Below are 16,905 nucleotides of genomic sequence, written 5' to 3'. Positions count from 1 at the left end.
GCCGTGCAAAAAATGCACACGCGCCGCCGCGCCCATCACGAGATCTTGCCGTGGCACTGCTTGTACTTCTTGCCGCTGCCGCACGGGCACGGATCGTTGCGGCCGACCTTCGGCACGTCCTGGCCGTCCGGCATGGCGGCGTGCGCATGAGTCATGGCCGCGCCGACCATGGCCGCTGCGGCGTCCGCCGCCACGGGCCCGGCGACCGCGGGCGCCGCGTCGGCTTCGGCGAATTCGGCATGGCGGAATTCGACGTTCTCCAGATGACCGGCACGCTCTTCGATTTGCTCGGCAGCTTCTTCGAGTTGCTGCGGCGACTGGATCTGCACGTTCATGACGATGCGCGTGACTTCCGTCTTCACGGCGTCGAGCATCGCGGCGAACAGCTCGAACGCCTCGCGCTTGTACTCCTGCTTCGGGTTCTTCTGCGCATAGCCGCGCAGATGAATGCCCTGGCGCAGGTGGTCGAGCGCCGCGAGGTGCTCGCGCCAGCTGCGGTCGAGCGTCTGCAGCATGACCGAGCGCTCGAACGCGCTGAACGATTCGCGGCCCACGAGCGCGACCTTCTGCTCGTAGGCTTCGTCGGCGGCGGCGAGCACGGCTTCGAGAATCTCATCGGCGTCGATCGACGACGACTCGTTGATCATCTCCTGAATCGCGAGGTCGAGCTGCCACTCGTTGCGCAGCACTTCTTCGAGCTCGGGCACGTCCCACTGCTCTTCGATGCTGCCCTGCGGCACGAACTGGCGCACGATGTCGGTGATCACGCCATGACGCATCGCGCCGATGGTTTCGGTGATGTCGTTCGCTTCGAGCAACTCGTTGCGCTGCTGGTAGATCACCTTGCGCTGGTCGTTCGACACGTCGTCGTATTCGAGCAGCTGCTTGCGGATATCGAAGTTGCGCGCTTCGACCTTGCGCTGTGCCGACTCGATCGAGCGCGTCACGATGCCCGCCTCGATCGCCTCGCCTTCGGGCATCTTGAGACGGTCCATGATCGCGCGCACGCGGTCGCCGGCGAAAATGCGCAGCAGCGGGTCTTCGAGCGACAGATAGAAGCGCGACGAACCCGGGTCACCCTGGCGGCCCGCGCGGCCGCGCAACTGGTTGTCGATACGGCGCGACTCGTGGCGCTCGGTGCCGATGATGTGCAGGCCGCCCGCGGCCTTCACCTGATCGTGCAGCGCCTGCCACTCGTCGTGGAGCTGCTGGATGCGGCGCGCTTTTTCGTCGGCGGGAATGGTTTCGTCGGCTTCGATGAACGCGGCCTGCTTTTCCGCGTTGCCGCCCAGCACGATGTCAGTGCCGCGGCCCGCCATGTTGGTGGCGATCGTGATGCGTTTCGGGCGCCCCGCTTCGGCCACGATGGCTGCTTCGCGTGCGTGCTGCTTCGCGTTGAGCACCTCGTGCGGCAGACCGGCCTTCACGAGCAAGTCGGCGAGCAACTCGGAGTTCTCGATCGAGGTCGTGCCGACCAGCACCGGCTGACCGCGCTCGTGGCAATCGCGAATGTCGCGGATCACCGCGTCATAGCGCTCCTTCGCGGTCTTGTAGATCTGGTCCTGCTTGTCGATCCGCTTGGGTGGGCGATTGGTCGGGATCACGACCGTTTCGAGCCCGTAGATCTCGTTGAATTCGTACGCCTCGGTGTCGGCCGTGCCGGTCATGCCCGAAAGCTTCGCGTACATGCGGAAGTAGTTCTGGAACGTGATTGAGGCGAGCGTCTGGTTCTCGCTCTGGATCTTCACGTGCTCCTTCGCTTCCACGGCCTGGTGCAGACCGTCCGACCAGCGGCGGCCCGACATCAGGCGGCCCGTGAATTCGTCGACGATGACCACTTCGCCGTTCTGCACCACGTAGTGCTGATCCTTGAAGAACAGCGTGTGCGCGCGCAGCGCGGCGTACACGTGGTGCATCAGCGTGATGTTCTGCGCGGCATAGAGGCTCTCGCCCTGGCCGATCAGCCCCCATTCGGCGAGCAGGCGCTCGGCCTTCTCGTGGCCCGATTCCGTGAGGAACACCTGGCGCGCCTTTTCGTCGAGCGTGTAGTCGCCCGGCTTTTCGACGCCCGTGCCGTCGGCCTTCTCTTCGCCGATCTGGCGCTCGAGCAGCGGCGGCAGCGCGTTCATGCGCACGTAGAGCTCGGTGTGATCTTCGGCCTGGCCCGAGATGATGAGCGGCGTGCGCGCTTCGTCGATCAGGATCGAGTCCACTTCGTCGACTACGGCGAAGTTCAGCGCGCGCTGCACGCGCGCCTCGGTCTCGTAGACCATGTTGTCGCGCAGATAGTCGAAGCCGAACTCGTTGTTCGTGCCGTAGGTGATGTCTGAAGCGTATGCTTCCTGCTTCATGGCGTGGTCCATCTGCGACAGATTGATGCCGACGGACAGCCCGAGGAAGTTGTACAGACGCGCCATCCACTCGGCGTCGCGCTGGGCGAGGTAGTCGTTCACCGTGACCACGTGCACGCCGCGCCCTGACAACGCATTCAGATACACGGGCAGCGTGGCGACGAGCGTCTTGCCTTCGCCGGTGCGCATTTCAGCGATCTTGCCGTAATGCAGCACCATGCCGCCGATCAGCTGCACGTCGAAGTGGCGCATTTTCAGCACGCGCTTGCTGGCCTCGCGGCAAACGGCGAACGCTTCGGGCAGCAGCTCGTCAAGCGATGTGCCATTGGCCACACGCTCGCGGAACTCGGCCGTTTTTGCGCGCAGTTGCTGGTCGGTGTATTGCTCGATCGTCGGTTCGAGCGCGTTGATCGCCGCGACCTTCTTCTGGTATTGCTTGATCAGGCGCTGATTGCGGCTGCCAAAGATTTTCTGTAAGAAACCGGTGGTCATCGGATCGGTGTCTGCGTCGCGGCTTCGGTCGGGATTCCTGCGCAGTTCGCTTGCGGCGCTTGCGGCTGGTTCAGCCCCCGGATTACGCCGGGTTTGCAAACGATTCTCGCGCCACGCACCCGGATCGGAAGGACCTCGGCGGCTTAAGCCCAAATTGGTGGATTCGAATCGGGCATTTTAGCACGCACCCTGGTCACCGCCGGTGTCGGCCGCTTGAAGGATGCCGCGCGCAACGCCCGCGCTGGCGCGCCCCGCGAGCCCCCGGCGCAGCCGGCAGGCGCATTCGTCCCGCATGGCTCGTCAGCTTGTGGCCAGGCGGGACCTGGCCAAACGGCGGCAAGGCGCGTTAGGGCAAAGTGCGCAGGCTACAATGGCAATCACACCGCGCAGCCCGCGCGCCCTATCTTCTCCTCACATGAGCCGTTTCTCGCCGTTTTCAAGGCCGGATGCCGCAGCCGCCGCTCCTGTGCGTACTTCAGGTACTTCGGCTGCGTCAGGCCCTGCTGCCAGGCCGGCTAAGTCGCGCAAATTTGCCTCGCCACGCACGCCGCAGCCGCTCGCCGAAGTTCTGAGCCGCACCGATGCATTCGCCCCGCTGCGCGCCGGCGTCGAGCAGATCGCGGCCATCCAGCGCGATCTCGACGCGCTGCTGCCCGACTATCTGGCCGCGAGCGTGGAACCCGGTTTCATCAAGGACGGCAAGCTCGCCCTGTTCGCGGCGCACAACGCGCTGGCTGCCCGACTGCGGCACCTCGAGCCGCGCCTCGTGGCCGATTTGCAGGCGCGCGGCTGGGCGTTGGACGGCGTGCGCATCCGCGTGCGCCCGCAGGCGGTAAAAGACGCGCCATTGCCGAAGCAGGCGCGCATGACGCCGGCGGGCGCAGCCGCGCTCGCCGCGCTCAGTGAGAACCTGCCGCCGTCCCCGCTGCAAGAAGCGCTCGCGAAGATGGCCGCACGTCATTTGAAACGACGCTGAGCAAGCCGAAGAGAAAACAAAAAAGGTGGCATCAAGCCACCTTTTTTTGCGCGGCCGGTGCCAACACCCCCCGCGAATCGGGCAAACGTTACAAAAACATCAGGCAAACGCCGTTTGCGCCTCGTAACCAAAGCCGCGCGGCGCTTTCTGCGCGTCGCCGAACGTGACGATCTCGTAAGCGTCCTCATGCGCGAGCAGCTCGCGCAGCAACAGGTTGTTCAGGCCATGGCCCGACTTGTACGCATCGTACGAAGCCAGCAGCGGATGACCCACCACATACAGGTCGCCGATGGCGTCGAGCATCTTGTGCTTCACGAACTCGTCGTCGTAGCGCAGGCCGTCGTTGTTGAGGATGCGGTATTCGTCCAGCACGATCGCGTTGTCCATGCTGCCGCCGCGCGCAAGGCCCAGCTCGCGCATCATCTCGACTTCATGCGCGAAGCCGAAGGTACGCGCACGCGCGATCTCGCGCACGTACGAGGTATTCGCGAAATCGACTTCGAGCGCCTGGCCCGTCTTGTCGACGGCCGGATGGCGGAAGTCGATGGTGAACTTCAGCTTGAAGCCGAAATACGGGTCCAGGCGGGCAAACTTGTCGCCGTCGCGCACTTCCACGGGCTTCTTCACCTTGATGAACTTCTTGGGCGCGTTCTGTTCTTCGATGCCAGCCGACTGGATCAGGAACACAAACGACGATGCGCTGCCGTCCATGATCGGAATTTCTTCCGCCGTGACGTCGATATAGAGGTTGTCGATACCAAGGCCCGCACACGCGGACATCAGGTGCTCAACGGTCGAAACGCGTGCGCCGTCTTTCTGCAGCACAGAAGCGAGGCGCGTGTCGCCGATCGACATCGCCGATGCGGGAATATCCACCGGTGTCGGCAAATCCACGCGCGAAAACACGATGCCCGTATCCGGCGCCGCCGGACGTAGCGTCAGATCGACCTTGCGGCCCGAGTGCAGGCCGATGCCGACCGTCTTCACGATCGATTTGATGGTTCGCTGCTTCAACATAATTTTCTGCTCATTGAAAATCCCAATCGGGACTTTTTAATTCATAGCGCGAATTATACTCCAAGTCTGTGGAATCCGTCGTTACCCCAGGCGTGACAATCTGTTTCCCGTTGTTACGCTCACAGATTGCAAGACGGGCCGATGACCGGAACGGAGGCGTTCCCGGCCAGCGGCCCGCACGGCTTGCGGTAATTGCCCGTCACATTTGCGCCGCCGGCCCGTTGCACCAAGGCAACGAAGACGCGGCAAATGCGCTCACGTTGGGCTCAATGCGGCCAATATGCTCGCGGCATCGCTGACTTCGAACTTGCCGGGTACCTCGACATTCAGCGTCTTGACTACGCCGCCGTCGACCACCATGGCGTAGCGCTGGGAACGGACCCCCATGCCACGCGCCGACAAATCCTGCTCCAGACCGAGCGCCCGGGTGAACGCCGCGCTGCCGTCCGCCATCATGCGTACCTTGCCCGAGGTCCGCTGATCGCGCCCCCACGCGCCCATCACGAACGCGTCGTTGACGGACACACACCAGATTTCGTCGACGCCCGCCGCGCGAAGCGCTTCGTACTGCTCGACATAACCTGGCACATGCTTTGCTGAACAAGTCGGCGTAAAGGCACCCGGCAATCCGAAGATCACCACGCGCTTGCCCGCCGTCTGCTCGCGCACGCCGAAGCTGTTCGGCCCCAGCGTGCAGCCCGAACGCTCGTCTTCGATGAATTCGAAGAGCGTTGCGTCGGGCAGCGTATCACCCACTTTGATCATGACTCGTCCTTCACATCGATGCGGCTCCGGCACGCTCGCGACCCGGTTGGCGCCCGGTTGAACACCTCGCGCCAAAAACCTCGTCATTGTGCTACCGGCTGAGAATGCCTGCACTACTTGCCGCACGTCAAAACGCAGCGGACAGGCAGCCCTGCCTCGCATCCTCGCGGATGCGGCGCCGAGGCACTTCCTCGCCTTCATTGCAGCACCATGCCGGCCATTCCGTCTGCGGGCGGGCGCACCTATACCGCTTGGCGCCGCACCGCAGCAGAATTGCGCTCGCAGCGCGCCTTAGTCGGCCTGCTTGCGCAGGAACGCCGGGATATCGTACGTGTCGACGCCCTTTTCCTGCAGCGCCTGGACGTGCGAAGCCGCGGTGTCGCGCGACGTGCGCCAGACTGCCGGCGTGTCGAGCGCGCCGTAATCGGCGGTCTGGCCTTGCTGCGGCGCGTAGGAGTGCTGGACAGCGGCAACGGGCTGATTGTCCGTGCCGGTGCGCAGCAACGTCATCGGCGCTGCCTGCTGCTTGTTCGCTGCACGCCCGAGGCCCGTGGCCACCACCGTCACGCGCAGCGCATCGCCCATCGCGTCGTCGTACACCGCGCCGAAGATCACCGTGGCGTCGTCGGCCGCGTAGCTCTTGATGGTGTTCATCACTTCACGCGTTTCCGACAGGCGCAGCGAACGGCTCGACGTGATGTTGACCAGCACGCCGCGCGCACCCGACAGATCGACGCCTTCGAGCAGCGGGCTCGCCACGGCCTGTTCCGCCGCGAGGCGCGCGCGATCGACGCCGGCCACCGTGGCAGTGCCCATCATCGCCTTGCCCTGCTCGCCCATGACCGTCTTCACGTCTTCGAAGTCGACGTTCACGAGGCCATCCACATTGATGATTTCGGCGATGCCTGCAACCGCGTTGTTCAGAACGTCGTCCGCGCACTGGAAGCACTTGTCCATTTCGGCGTCGTCGCCCATCACGTCGAACAGCTTGTCGTTCAGGACGACGATCAGCGAGTCGACGTGATCCTCCAGTTGCTGCGAGCCGGCTTCTGCCACGCGCATGCGCTTGCCGCCTTCGAATTCGAACGGCTTGCTCACGACGCCAACGGTCAGAATGCCCATTTCCTTGGCGATCTGCGCGACCACCGGTGCTGCGCCCGTACCCGTGCCGCCACCCATGCCCGCGGTGATGAACACCATGTGCGCGCCACGCAGTGCGTCGGCGATGCGCTCGCGTGCTTCTTCCGCTGCCGCGCGGCCCATCTCGGGCTTCGCGCCAGCGCCCAGACCCGTGTTGCCCAGCTGGATCACGGCAGACGCGCGCGAACGCGAGAGCGCCTGAGCGTCCGTGTTCATCACAATGAAGTCGACGCCTTGCACGCCGCGGTTGATCATGTGCTGCACGGCATTGCCGCCAGCGCCACCGACGCCCACCACCTTGATGATGGTGCCGTTGGTTTCCGTTTCCAGCATCTGGAATTCCATGTTGCCTCCGTCAAGAAAAAGATATCCGCACCTCGGCCGTTATTCAGGAGTGGATCGGGCAACCCATTCCTGCGCGCCAGCCGCCGGCACCAGCGCTAATTCGGTCTCTGCTCTTACCCTTCGCGTACGCGAACTGCTTTATCCGTTGCGTCAGCCACTGCGTCAGAAGTTGCCGAGGAACCAGTCTTTCATGCGAGAGAAAACCTGGCCCATCGACCCCGACTGCACGGCGACCTTGCGACCACGCATACGTTGCGCGCGGCCCTCGACGAGCAGCCCCATCGCCGTCGAATAGCGCGGATTGCGCACGACGTCGGCGAGACCGCCCGCGTACTCCGGCACGCCAATGCGCACCGGCTTCAAGAAGATGTCCTCGCCAAGCTCCACCATGCCCGGCATCATCGCGGCGCCGCCCGTGAGCACGACGCCCGAACTCAACAACTCTTCATAGCCCGACTCGCGCACCACCTGCTGCACGAGCGAGAACAGCTCTTCCACGCGCGGCTCGATCACGGCCGCCAGCGCCTGGCGCGACAGCGTGCGCGGACCGCGCTCGCCGAGCCCCGGCACTTCGATCATTTCGTCGGGATCGGCGAGCGCCTGCTTGGCGATGCCGTAGCCCACCTTGATGTCTTCCGCGTCGGGCGTGGGCGTGCGCAGTGCCATGGCGATGTCGCTCGTCACCTGATCGCCCGCGATCGGAATCACCGCGGTATGGCGAATCGCGCCTTCGCTGAAAATCGCGATGTCGGTCGTGCCGCCGCCCACATCCACCAGCACCACGCCGAGTTCCTTCTCGTCGTCGGTGAGCACCGCCAGCGACGAAGCCAGCGGCTGCAAAACCAGATCGTTCACTTCGAGACCGCATCGGCGCACGCACTTCACGATGTTCTGCGCCGCGCTCACCGCGCCCGTGACGATGTGCACCTTCACTTCGAGGCGGATGCCGCTCATGCCGATCGGCTCGCGCACATCTTCCTGACCGTCGATGATGAATTCCTGCGTGAGGATATGCAGCACCTGCTGGTCGGTCGGGATGTTGATCGCCTTCGCCGTTTCGATCACGCGCGCGACGTCGGTCTGCGTGACTTCCTTCTCCTTGATGGCGACCATCCCACTCGAATTGAAGCTGCGAATATGGCTGCCCGCGATGCCGGTGAACACATTAGTGATCTTGCAGTCGGCCATGAGTTCCGCTTCTTCGAGCGCACGCTGGATAGACTGCACCGTGGCCTCGATGTTCACCACCACGCCCTTCTTGAGACCCTTCGATTCGCTCTGGCCGAGGCCGATCACTTCGTAGTGGCCATCGCCCTTCATTTCGGCGACGACGGCCACCACCTTCGACGTCCCGATGTCGAGGCTGACCAGCAGATCCTTATAGTCTTTACTCATATCGTGCTCGTTGCGTGTGATGTGCTGTTACTTCTTGCCTGAGGGCGGCGTGTCGCTAATGAAGCGCATGCCGGCCGCTCGAATGGCGAAACCGTTCGGATAGCGCAAGTCCGCATATTCGATATCTTTCCCCCAACGTTGCGTGAGCGGCGTCCATGCCACGATGAGCCGATGCGTGCGCTCGGCGAGCGTGGTGGCATTGCGCTCGCGCCCGAGTTCGACCTGCATGCCGTTCGAGAGCTTCACGCTCCACGCGTAACGCGGCGAAAGCGTCACCTCTTCAGGCTCGATGCCGAGCGGCGTGAACCACTTCTGGAAGTCGCGATAACGCGCCACCACTTCAGGTGCGGTGCCATCCGGGCCATCGAACGCGGGCAGGTCCTGGTCGAGCTCGCCCTGGTTCGCGGTGAAGAGTTCGCCGTCGACGCTCACGAGCTGGTCGCTGCCCCACGTGCCGAGCGGCTTGTACTCTTCGAGGCTCACTGCGAGCGCATTCGGCCAGACGCGGCGCACGCTCGCGTGGCGCACCCAAGGCATCTGCTCGAACGCGGCGCGCGCGGTATCCAGGTTCACCGTGAAGAAGTTGCCCTTCAGGCGCCCGACCACGCTCGCGCGCACCGTCGGTTCGTTGATGTGCTCGGTGTCGCCCTCGATGCGGATCTCGCGCAGCGCAAAGTTCGGGCGCTGCACGAGCCAGTAGCCGCCAGCCGCCACGAGCGCGAGCACGAGCAGCGCGTGCAACGCGTTGGCGGCGAGATTGAGCTGGCGTACGTTATTCCACATGTCGAGATTGTCGATTCAATGCGCGGACTGCAATTCGTTGGTCAGAGGTTATTCAGCGGTTCAATTCTTGAGCGTGAGCGCAAGCACCCGCACCACGAGATCGCGATACTCGATGCCCACCGCACGAGCGGCCTTCGGCGGCAGCGAGTGATCGGTCATGCCCGGCGCCGTGTTCACTTCCAGGAAATACGGATTGCCCGCGCCGTCCATCATGAAATCTGCTCGGCCCCAGTCGGTGCAGCCGAGCACGTCGAACGCGCGGCGCGCGAGCTTCTTGAGCTCCGCTTCTTTCTCGGGCGCAACGCCGCAGGGAATCAGATACTGCGTGGTGTCCAGGATGTACTTCGCGTCGTAGTCGTAGAACTCGCCCGCCGGCACGATCTTGATGATCGGCAGGTCGAGATCGCCGGCCACGCACGCGGTGTACTCGCCACCGCCTTCGATGCTCTTCTCCACCAGCACGATCTTGTCGTGCTTCGCGGCTTCTTCGATCGCGGGCACGAGGGCTTCGGCCTGCTTCACCTTGATGACCGCGACGCTCGAGCCTTCGCTCGCGGGCTTCACGAATAGCGGCAAGCCGAGCTTCGCGACGAGCTCCGGTGCGCGAGCGGCGTAGTCGTCGCCGCGCAGCACCGCGACGAACGGCGGCGTGGGAATGCCCAGTTGCTGCCACACGAGCTTGCTGCGGAACTTGTCGAGGCCAAGCGCCGAGCCGAGCACGCCCGTACCCGTATAGCGGATGCCGTAGAAGTCGAGCGCGCCCTGGATCTGACCGTTCTCGCCATAGCCGCCGTGCAGCGCGTTGAACGCGCGCACGAAGCCTTCATCCTTGAGCGCCGACAGCGGCCGCTCGGACGGATCGAACGGATGCGCGTCGATGCCAGCACTCTTGAGCGCCTGAAGCACCAGCGTGCCGGACTTGAGCGACACCTCGCGCTCCGCGGACACGCCGCCGAACAGGACTGCCACTTTGCCAAATTGCTTCGGATCGATGCTGCTCATTTCACTCACGCCTTCTGTTCCGGTTGTGCGATCCGGCCCGGCACGCCGCCGATCGAACCCGCACCCATCGTAATCACCACGTCGCCGTCGCGGACCACCGCGGCCAGCGCGTCCGGCACTTCATCCACTGTTTCCACGAACACCGGCTCGACCTTGCCCGCCACGCGAATCGCGCGTGCCAGCGCGCGGCCATCGGCGGCCACGATAGGGGCTTCGCCTGCTGCGTATACGTCGGTCAGCACGAGCGCGTCGACGGTCGAGAGCACACGCACGAAATCTTCGAAGCAGTCGCGCGTGCGCGTGTAGCGGTGCGGCTGGAACGCCAGCACGAGACGGCGCTCAGGGAACGCGCCGCGCGCCGCTGCGATCGTCGCGGCCATTTCGACCGGGTGGTGGCCGTAGTCGTCGATCAACGTGTAGTTGCCGCCGCCGTTGACCGGAATTTCTCCATAGCGCTGGAAGCGCCGGCCCACGCCGTTGAATTCGGCGAGCGCGCGCTGGATGTCCGCGTCCTTCACTTCGAGCTCGGTCGCGATCGCAATCGCAGCCAGCGCGTTCTGGACATTGTGCGTACCCGGAAGGTTCAGCACGATGTCGATCGATGGCGCGTCTTCGCGCATCGCCGTGAAGTACATCTTGCCGTCGCGCGCGACCACGTTGACCGCGCGCACCTGGGCGTCGGGCGCGAAGCCGTAGCGGATGATCGGCTTCGAGACGAACGGCAGGATTTCCTTCACGTTAGGGTCGTCGACACACAGCACCGCGATGCCATAAAACGGCAGACGGTGCGTGAATTCGATGAACGCCTGCTTCAGGCGCGCGAAGTCGTGCCCGTAGGTGTCCATGTGGTCGGCGTCGATGTTCGTGATGACTTCGATCACCGGGAACAGATTCAGGAACGAGGCGTCCGATTCGTCGGCTTCCGCGACGATGAAGTCGCCCGTGCCGAGGCGCGCATTGGCGCCCGCGCTAATCAGGCGCCCGCCGATCACGAAGGTCGGGTCGAGTCCGCCCGCGGCCAGCACGCTCGCGACGAGCGACGTGGTGGTGGTCTTGCCGTGCGTGCCCGCGATCGCGATGCCCTGCTTCAGGCGCATCAGCTCCGCGAGCATGACCGCGCGCGGCACGATCGGAATGCGGCGATGGCGCGCCGCCAGCACTTCGGGATTGTCGCTGCGCACTGCCGTGGAAACGACCACTGCGTTCGCGCCTTCGATGTTCTCTTCGGCGTGGCCGATCGCGATGCGCGCGCCGAGCGCGGCGAGGCGGTCGGTGACCGCGTTCTTCGCGAGGTCAGAGCCACTCACGTGATAGCCGAGATTGACGAGCACCTCGGCGATCCCGCTCATGCCCGCGCCGCCGATACCAACGAAATGAATATGTTTGACGATGTGTTTCATTACTTTCCTCCCGGACTGGCGCCCGCCACGGCTGCGCAGATGCGCGCGACCTGATCGGCGGCGTCGGGTTTTGCGAGCGCGCGAGCGCGCCCGGCCATGTCTGCGAGCGATGCTCGGGTTTGCTGCTTGAGCCAGTCCGCGAGCGCCTCTACCGAAAGCTCGCGTTGCTGCACCACGCGGGCGGCGTCCTGTTGCGCGAGAAACGCCGCGTTGGTGGTCTGGTGGTCGTCGACCGCGTAGGGAAACGGCACGAACAGCGCCGCCACGCCCACGGCCGCGATCTCGGCCACCGTCATTGCGCCCGAGCGGCAGATCACGAGATCCGCGTTTTCGTAAGCGCTTGCCATGTCGTCGATGAACGGCACGAGTTGCACCGTGTCACCGGGTTCGATTCCGGCGTTGATGTAGTTCTGACGCAATGCATCGATATGCTTTGCGCCCGCCTGATGCACTACGTGCGGACGCTCGGCCGGCGCCAGTTGCGCAAGCGCGCGCGGCACGACTTCGTTGAGCGCGGCTGCACCGAGGCTGCCGCCCATCACCAGCACGCGCAGCGGACCGCTGCGCTGCCCGTAGCGCACCTGCGGCTGCACCACGTGCTCGAGTTCCGCGCGGATCGGATTGCCGGTCCACTCGGCGTGCGGCAACGCCCCAGGGAACGCCACGAGCACACGCTTCGCGAGCTTCGCGAGCACCTTGTTTGCGAGGCCCGCGATGGAATTCTGTTCGTGCAGCACGAGCGGGCGACCGGAGAGCGCGCTCATCACGCCCGCCGGGAACGTGATGTAACCGCCCATGCCTAGCACGACGTCGGGCTTCACACGACGCAGCGCCGCGAGGCTTTGCTTGCACGCGCGCAGCATGTTTAACGGCAGCATCAGCTTGGTCTTGATGCCCTTGCCGCGCACGCCGCCAAAGCGCACGTATTCCATCGGAATGCCGTGCTTGGGCACGAGCGTCGCCTCCATGCCCGCAGGATTGCCGAGCCACACTACGCGCCAGCCCCACTGCTCCATGCGATGCGCGACAGCGAGCCCCGGGAACACGTGTCCCCCGGTGCCGCCGGCCATCACCATGAGCGTGCGCGTTGCTGCGGTCATACCTTCCCCCCACGCATCAGCATGAATGACGAAAAATCCGTTTTGGCTACTGCGCTTCGCGCCTTCGCCGAAATCGTGCGCTGTTGCATGGGGGTCATACCTTCCCCCCACGCATCAGCACACGATTTTCATAATCCACGCGAAGCAGCACGGCAACCGCAATACAGTTGAGCAAAATGCCCGAGCCGCCATAGCTCACGAACGGCAACGTAAGACCCTTGGTCGGCAGCAGCCCAAGGTTCACGCCCATGTTGATGAACGCCTGCGCGCCGAACCACACGCCAAGGCCCTTCGCGATGAGCCCGGCGAACGTGCGGTCGAGCGCGAGCGCCTGGCGGCCGATCTCGAACGAGCGGCGCACGATCCAGTAGAACAGCAGGATCACGACCAGCACGCCCACGAAGCCGAGTTCCTCACCGATCACGGCGAGAATGAAGTCCGTGTGCGCTTCGGGCAGGTAGTTGAGCTTCTCGACACTGCCGCCCAGCCCTACGCCGAACCACTCGCCACGCCCGAACGCGATCAGCGAGTGCGTGAGCTGGTAAGCCTTGCCCTGCGCATAGCGCTCGTCCCACGGATCGAGGTACGCGAAAATCCGCTCGCGGCGCCACGGCGACGCCCACACCAGCAACGTGAACGTACCGATCGCCGTGGCCACGAGGCCGCCGAACAGCTTGCCGTTCACACCACCGAGGAACAGCACGCCCATCGCGATCGCGGCGATCACCATGAACGCGCCCATGTCCGGCTCGAGCAGCAGCAGCGCGCCCACCACGCCCACCGCGAAAGCCATCGGCAAGAAACCCTTGGCGAAGCTGTGCATGTATTCCTGCTTGCGCACCGTGTAGTTCGCGGCATAGATCGTCACCGCGAGCTTCATGATTTCCGAAGGCTGCATGTTCGTGACGCCGAGCGGAATCCAGCGCCGCGCGCCGTTCACGCCCTTGCCGACGTGCGGAATCAACACGATCACAAGCATCACCAGGGCGACGAGGAAGAGCTTCGGCGCGTAGCGGTCCCACGTGGAGATGGGAATGCGGAACGCCACGAGTGCCCCGATCGCGGCAACCGTGAGCGAGACGAGGTGGCGCACCAGAAATGCGTAGTCGTGATACTGCGCGTACTTCGGCGAATCGGGCATCGCGATCGAGGCCGAGTAGACCATCACGACGCCGAGACCGAGCAGCGCGATCACGGCCCACAGCAGCGAGTAATCGTAGTCGAGCATGCGCGAGCGCGCCGGGCGCACGCCGCTGACGGCACTCGAAATGCCGCGCGAGCGCGCACCGCTGCCCGCCGTGCCTCCCGCAGCTCCGCCCGATGTGCCAACCGGGGTGCCGCCGGCGGATGCGCCGCCCGCTGCATCGCGCGACAGGCGCACGCCGAAACGTTCGGACCAGCTCATATCATCGTCCCCCGTTCTGCGGCGATGTCTTCCACCGTGTCGCGGAATACCGCTGCGCGATGGGCATAGCCCTTGAACATGTCGAAGCTCGCGCACGCCGGCGAAAGCAGCACGACGTCGCCCGGTTCGGCGAGTGCCGTGGCCGCGCGCGTGGCGTCTTCCAGCGTGGCGTGGTCGGTGAGCGCGACGCCCGTGCTTTCGAGCGCCGCGCGAATCTGCGGTGCATCGCGGCCGATCAGCATCACCGCGCGGCACCAGCGCGCCACGGGTGCCGCGAGCGGCTCGAAATCCTGCCCCTTGCCGTCGCCGCCAGCGATCAGCACGGCGCGCTGCGCGAGGCCGTCGAGTGCGGCTACCGTCGCGCCGACGTTGGTGCCCTTGCTGTCGTCCACGTAGTCGATGCCGTCGATCGACGCGATCAGCTCCACGCGATGCGGCTCGCCGCGATACTCGCGCAGACCGTGCAAAAGCGCCGCCGGCGCCAGATCGATCGCGCGTGCGAGCGCGAATGCCGCGAGCGCGTTCGCCGCGTTGTGCAGGCCGCGGATGCGCAGCGCGTCTGCGGGCATCAGGCGCTTCATCGTGAGATGCACGGGCGCGGCGTCGAGCTGCTTGCGCCGGCGTGCGGAGACAGGCTCGTCCGTAGCGTCGCGGTCGTGCGCAGCCACGAGCCACAACATGCCGTTGTCGCGCGAGATGCCATAGTCGCCCTCGCGCCGCGGCTCGTCGAGACCGAAGGTCACGACCTTCGCGTCGCCGCTCTGTTGCACGCTCGCGAGCGACATCACGCGCGCGTCGTCGCGGTTGAGCACGCGTGTGGTCTGCGGGCCGAAGATGCGGCCCTTCGCCGCCGCGTAGGCGTCGATGCCGCCGTGCCAGTCGAGATGGTCCTGCGTGATATTGAGGACTGCCGCCGCGTCGGGCGCGAAGCTGTGCGCCGTTTCCAGCTGGAAGCTCGAAAGCTCGAGCACCCAGACGTCGGGCAGCGCCGTGTTGTCGATGGCCTCAGCGAGCTTGTCGAGCATCGCCGGGCTGATGTTGCCGGCCACTGCCACGGTCTTGCCCGCGCGCTCGCAGAGCATGCCCGTCAGGCTCGTGGTGGTGGTCTTGCCGTTGGTGCCCGTGATGGCGAGCACCTTCGGTGCGTAACCGCTCTCGCCGAGATGGCGCAGCGCCTGCGCGAAGAGTTCGAGTTCGCCCCAGACGTCGATGCCGCGTTCGCGCGCGGCGGCGATCAGCGGCACGAGGTCGGCGGAGAGCGGCGAGAGGCCAGGGCTGATGGCGACGAGTTCGACACCATCGAGCAGCGCCGTGGAGAACGGGCCGCCGACGAAGTCCGCGTCGATGCCGCGCGCGGCGAGTTCGGGCAAATTTGCTGGCGCTTCTCGCGTATCGGCGACGCGCAGGCGACAGCCATGGCGCGCGCACCAGCGCGCCATCGCCAGACCCGATTCGCCGAGCCCCAGCACGAGCACCATCGGCTTTTGCCGATCCCGAAACTTCTCGCCAAACATCGGTTGCTTCCCTTTCTTACCTTGATGGAGTGCCGATCAACGCAGCTTCAAAGTCGACAGGCCGATCAGGCACAGCATCAGCGTGATGACCCAGAAGCGCACGACCACCTGCGTCTCTTTCCAGCCGGACAGCTCGAAATGGTGATGCAGCGGCGCCATCTTGAAGATGCGGCGCCCTTCGCCATAGCGTTTCTTCGTGTACTTGAACCAGGTGACCTGCAGCATCACGGAGAGCGTTTCGGCCACGAAAATACCGCCCATGATGAAGAGCACGATTTCCTGGCGCACGATCACGGCGATGGTGCCGAGCGCGCCGCCGAGCGCGAGCGCGCCCACGTCGCCCATGAACACTTGCGCCGGATATGTGTTGAACCAGAGGAACGCGAGCCCTGCCCCGCCCATCGCCGAGCAGAAAATCAGCAGTTCGCCCGCGCCGGGAATGTGCGGGAACAGCAGATACTTCGAGTAGACCGAGCTGCCCATCACGTAGGCGAACACGCCGAGCGACGCGCCCACGAGCACGACCGGCATGATCACGAGGCCGTCGAGGCCATCGGTGAGGTTCACGGCATTGCTCGCGCCGACGATCACGAAATACGTGAGCGCGATGAAGCCCCATACGCCGAGCGGATAGCTGATCGACTTGAGGAACGGCAGCAAGAGGTCCGCGCGCGCGGGCAGGCCCATCGAGAGGCCGCTGCGCACCCACGCCATGAAGAGGTCGAACACGCGCACATTGCTCGCCTCGGACACGCTGAACGCGAGGTACACCGCAGCGAACAGACCGATCACCGATTGCCAGAAGTACTTCTCGCGCGAGGACATGCCGCGCGGGTCCTTGTAGACGACCTTGCGATAATCGTCGACCCAGCCGATCGCGCCAAAGCCGAAGGTCACGAGCATCACGATCCAGATGAAGCGGTTCGTGAGATCGCCCCACAGCAGCGTGGCCACGGCGATGCCCAGCAGGATGAGCACGCCGCCCATGGTGGGCGTGCCCGACTTCACGAGGTGAGTCTGCGGGCCGTCGGTGCGCACCGCTTGACCGACCTTCATTTCGGTGAGCTTACGGATGACCCAGGGGCCGAGGAAAAGCCCGATCGCCATCGCGGTGATGGTGGCCATCACCGCACGGAACGTCAGATAACTGAACACGCGCAAGAAGCTTGCGTCATTCTGCAGCCATTGCGCCAGCGCCAGTAGCATGCCTTGTATTCCTT

At 64.8% G+C, this 16,905-nt stretch carries 13 protein-coding genes; 1 reads left to right on the top strand and 12 read right to left on the bottom strand.

All coding sequences use genetic code 11. From position 1 onward, the window contains the following. Positions 1-35: 35 nt before the first annotated feature. Positions 36-2,843 (bottom strand): preprotein translocase subunit SecA, encoded by a 2,808-nt coding sequence (gene secA / locus PWP93_RS00120; protein ID WP_421043036.1) that lies wholly within the window; start codon positions 2,841-2,843, stop codon positions 36-38. Between the two features lie 415 nt (positions 2,844-3,258). On the opposite strand from secA, the gene PWP93_RS00115 reads away from it, so the two are divergent. Continuing rightward, entirely contained in the window at positions 3,259-3,819 is a 561-nt protein-coding gene (locus PWP93_RS00115) for a DciA family protein (RefSeq protein ID WP_421044960.1), read from the top strand. A gap of 99 nt (positions 3,820-3,918) precedes the next feature. Here PWP93_RS00115 and lpxC read toward each other — a convergent pair whose 3' ends face one another. The 11 genes from lpxC to mraY all read right to left on the bottom strand — a co-directional run bounded on the left by lpxC (position 3,919) and on the right by mraY (position 16,891). Next, on the bottom strand, positions 3,919-4,836 hold the full coding sequence (gene lpxC, locus PWP93_RS00110) for a UDP-3-O-acyl-N-acetylglucosamine deacetylase (protein ID WP_035532937.1): 918 nt from the start codon (positions 4,834-4,836) through the stop codon (positions 3,919-3,921). 255 nt (positions 4,837-5,091) lie between these two features. Continuing rightward, on the bottom strand, positions 5,092-5,601 hold the full coding sequence (locus tag PWP93_RS00105; RefSeq protein WP_421043035.1) for a peroxiredoxin: 510 nt from the start codon (positions 5,599-5,601) through the stop codon (positions 5,092-5,094). A 291-nt stretch (positions 5,602-5,892) separates the two neighbouring features. After that, positions 5,893-7,086 carry a cell division protein FtsZ gene (ftsZ, locus tag PWP93_RS00100; protein ID WP_035532933.1) on the bottom strand — a complete coding sequence of 398 codons (1,194 nt, stop codon included), beginning with the start codon at positions 7,084-7,086 and terminating at the stop codon, positions 5,893-5,895. A gap of 162 nt (positions 7,087-7,248) precedes the next feature. Beyond that, positions 7,249-8,481 carry a cell division protein FtsA gene (gene ftsA, locus PWP93_RS00095; protein WP_421024810.1) on the bottom strand — a complete coding sequence of 411 codons (1,233 nt, stop codon included), beginning with the start codon at positions 8,479-8,481 and terminating at the stop codon, positions 7,249-7,251. A 27-nt stretch (positions 8,482-8,508) separates the two neighbouring features. After that, positions 8,509-9,264, bottom strand: a complete 756-nt coding sequence (locus tag PWP93_RS00090) for a cell division protein FtsQ/DivIB (RefSeq protein WP_421024811.1) — start codon at positions 9,262-9,264, stop codon at positions 8,509-8,511. Positions 9,265-9,324: 60 nt separating this feature from the next. Next, the gene (locus PWP93_RS00085) at positions 9,325-10,266 is read right to left on the bottom strand and encodes a D-alanine--D-alanine ligase (RefSeq protein WP_421043034.1); all 942 of its coding nucleotides are present in this window, start codon (positions 10,264-10,266) and stop codon (positions 9,325-9,327) included. Between the two features lie 5 nt (positions 10,267-10,271). After that, complete coding sequence (murC, locus tag PWP93_RS00080; RefSeq protein WP_421024813.1) at positions 10,272-11,666, bottom strand: UDP-N-acetylmuramate--L-alanine ligase; 1,395 nt, start codon at positions 11,664-11,666, stop codon at positions 10,272-10,274. After that, complete coding sequence (gene murG / locus PWP93_RS00075) at positions 11,666-12,766, bottom strand: undecaprenyldiphospho-muramoylpentapeptide beta-N-acetylglucosaminyltransferase (protein ID WP_421043033.1); 1,101 nt, start codon at positions 12,764-12,766, stop codon at positions 11,666-11,668. Before murG ends, murC begins: the two co-directional genes overlap by 1 nt. 94 nt (positions 12,767-12,860) lie before the next feature. Beyond that, a complete protein-coding gene (ftsW, locus tag PWP93_RS00070) occupies positions 12,861-14,171 on the bottom strand; it encodes a putative lipid II flippase FtsW (RefSeq protein ID WP_421043032.1) in 1,311 nt (436 codons plus the stop codon). Further along, on the bottom strand, positions 14,168-15,685 hold the full coding sequence (gene murD, locus PWP93_RS00065; protein WP_421043031.1) for a UDP-N-acetylmuramoyl-L-alanine--D-glutamate ligase: 1,518 nt from the start codon (positions 15,683-15,685) through the stop codon (positions 14,168-14,170). Before murD ends, ftsW begins: the two co-directional genes overlap by 4 nt. Positions 15,686-15,721: 36 nt before the next feature. Further along, entirely contained in the window at positions 15,722-16,891 is a 1,170-nt protein-coding gene (mraY, locus tag PWP93_RS00060) for a phospho-N-acetylmuramoyl-pentapeptide-transferase (protein ID WP_129562891.1), read from the bottom strand. Positions 16,892-16,905 lie beyond the last annotated feature (14 nt).

Source organism: Paraburkholderia sp. A1RI-2L (assembly GCF_048957375.1).
GTDB lineage: Bacteria > Pseudomonadota > Gammaproteobacteria > Burkholderiales > Burkholderiaceae > Paraburkholderia.
Note: the sequence above shows the minus strand (reverse complement) of the source record. Positions and strands in the feature narration are given on the sequence as shown.

Bases quoted from the DNA above. Each gene is read 5' to 3' on its own strand.
- secA (WP_421043036.1), bottom strand. From the start codon at position 2,843: ATGACCACCGGTTTCTTACAGAAAATCTTTGGCAGCCGCAATCAGCGC.
- PWP93_RS00115 (WP_421044960.1), top strand. From the start codon at position 3,259: ATGAGCCGTTTCTCGCCGTTTTCAAGGCCGGATGCCGCAGCCGCCGCT.
- lpxC (WP_035532937.1), bottom strand. From the start codon at position 4,836: ATGTTGAAGCAGCGAACCATCAAATCGATCGTGAAGACGGTCGGCATC.
- PWP93_RS00105 (WP_421043035.1), bottom strand. From the start codon at position 5,601: ATGATCAAAGTGGGTGATACGCTGCCCGACGCAACGCTCTTCGAATTC.
- ftsZ (WP_035532933.1), bottom strand. From the start codon at position 7,086: ATGGAATTCCAGATGCTGGAAACGGAAACCAACGGCACCATCATCAAG.
- ftsA (WP_421024810.1), bottom strand. From the start codon at position 8,481: ATGAGTAAAGACTATAAGGATCTGCTGGTCAGCCTCGACATCGGGACG.
- PWP93_RS00090 (WP_421024811.1), bottom strand. From the start codon at position 9,264: ATGTGGAATAACGTACGCCAGCTCAATCTCGCCGCCAACGCGTTGCAC.
- PWP93_RS00085 (WP_421043034.1), bottom strand. From the start codon at position 10,266: ATGAGCAGCATCGATCCGAAGCAATTTGGCAAAGTGGCAGTCCTGTTC.
- murC (WP_421024813.1), bottom strand. From the start codon at position 11,666: ATGAAACACATCGTCAAACATATTCATTTCGTTGGTATCGGCGGCGCG.
- murG (WP_421043033.1), bottom strand. From the start codon at position 12,766: ATGACCGCAGCAACGCGCACGCTCATGGTGATGGCCGGCGGCACCGGG.
- ftsW (WP_421043032.1), bottom strand. From the start codon at position 14,171: ATGAGCTGGTCCGAACGTTTCGGCGTGCGCCTGTCGCGCGATGCAGCG.
- murD (WP_421043031.1), bottom strand. From the start codon at position 15,685: ATGTTTGGCGAGAAGTTTCGGGATCGGCAAAAGCCGATGGTGCTCGTG.
- mraY (WP_129562891.1), bottom strand. From the start codon at position 16,891: ATGCTACTGGCGCTGGCGCAATGGCTGCAGAATGACGCAAGCTTCTTG.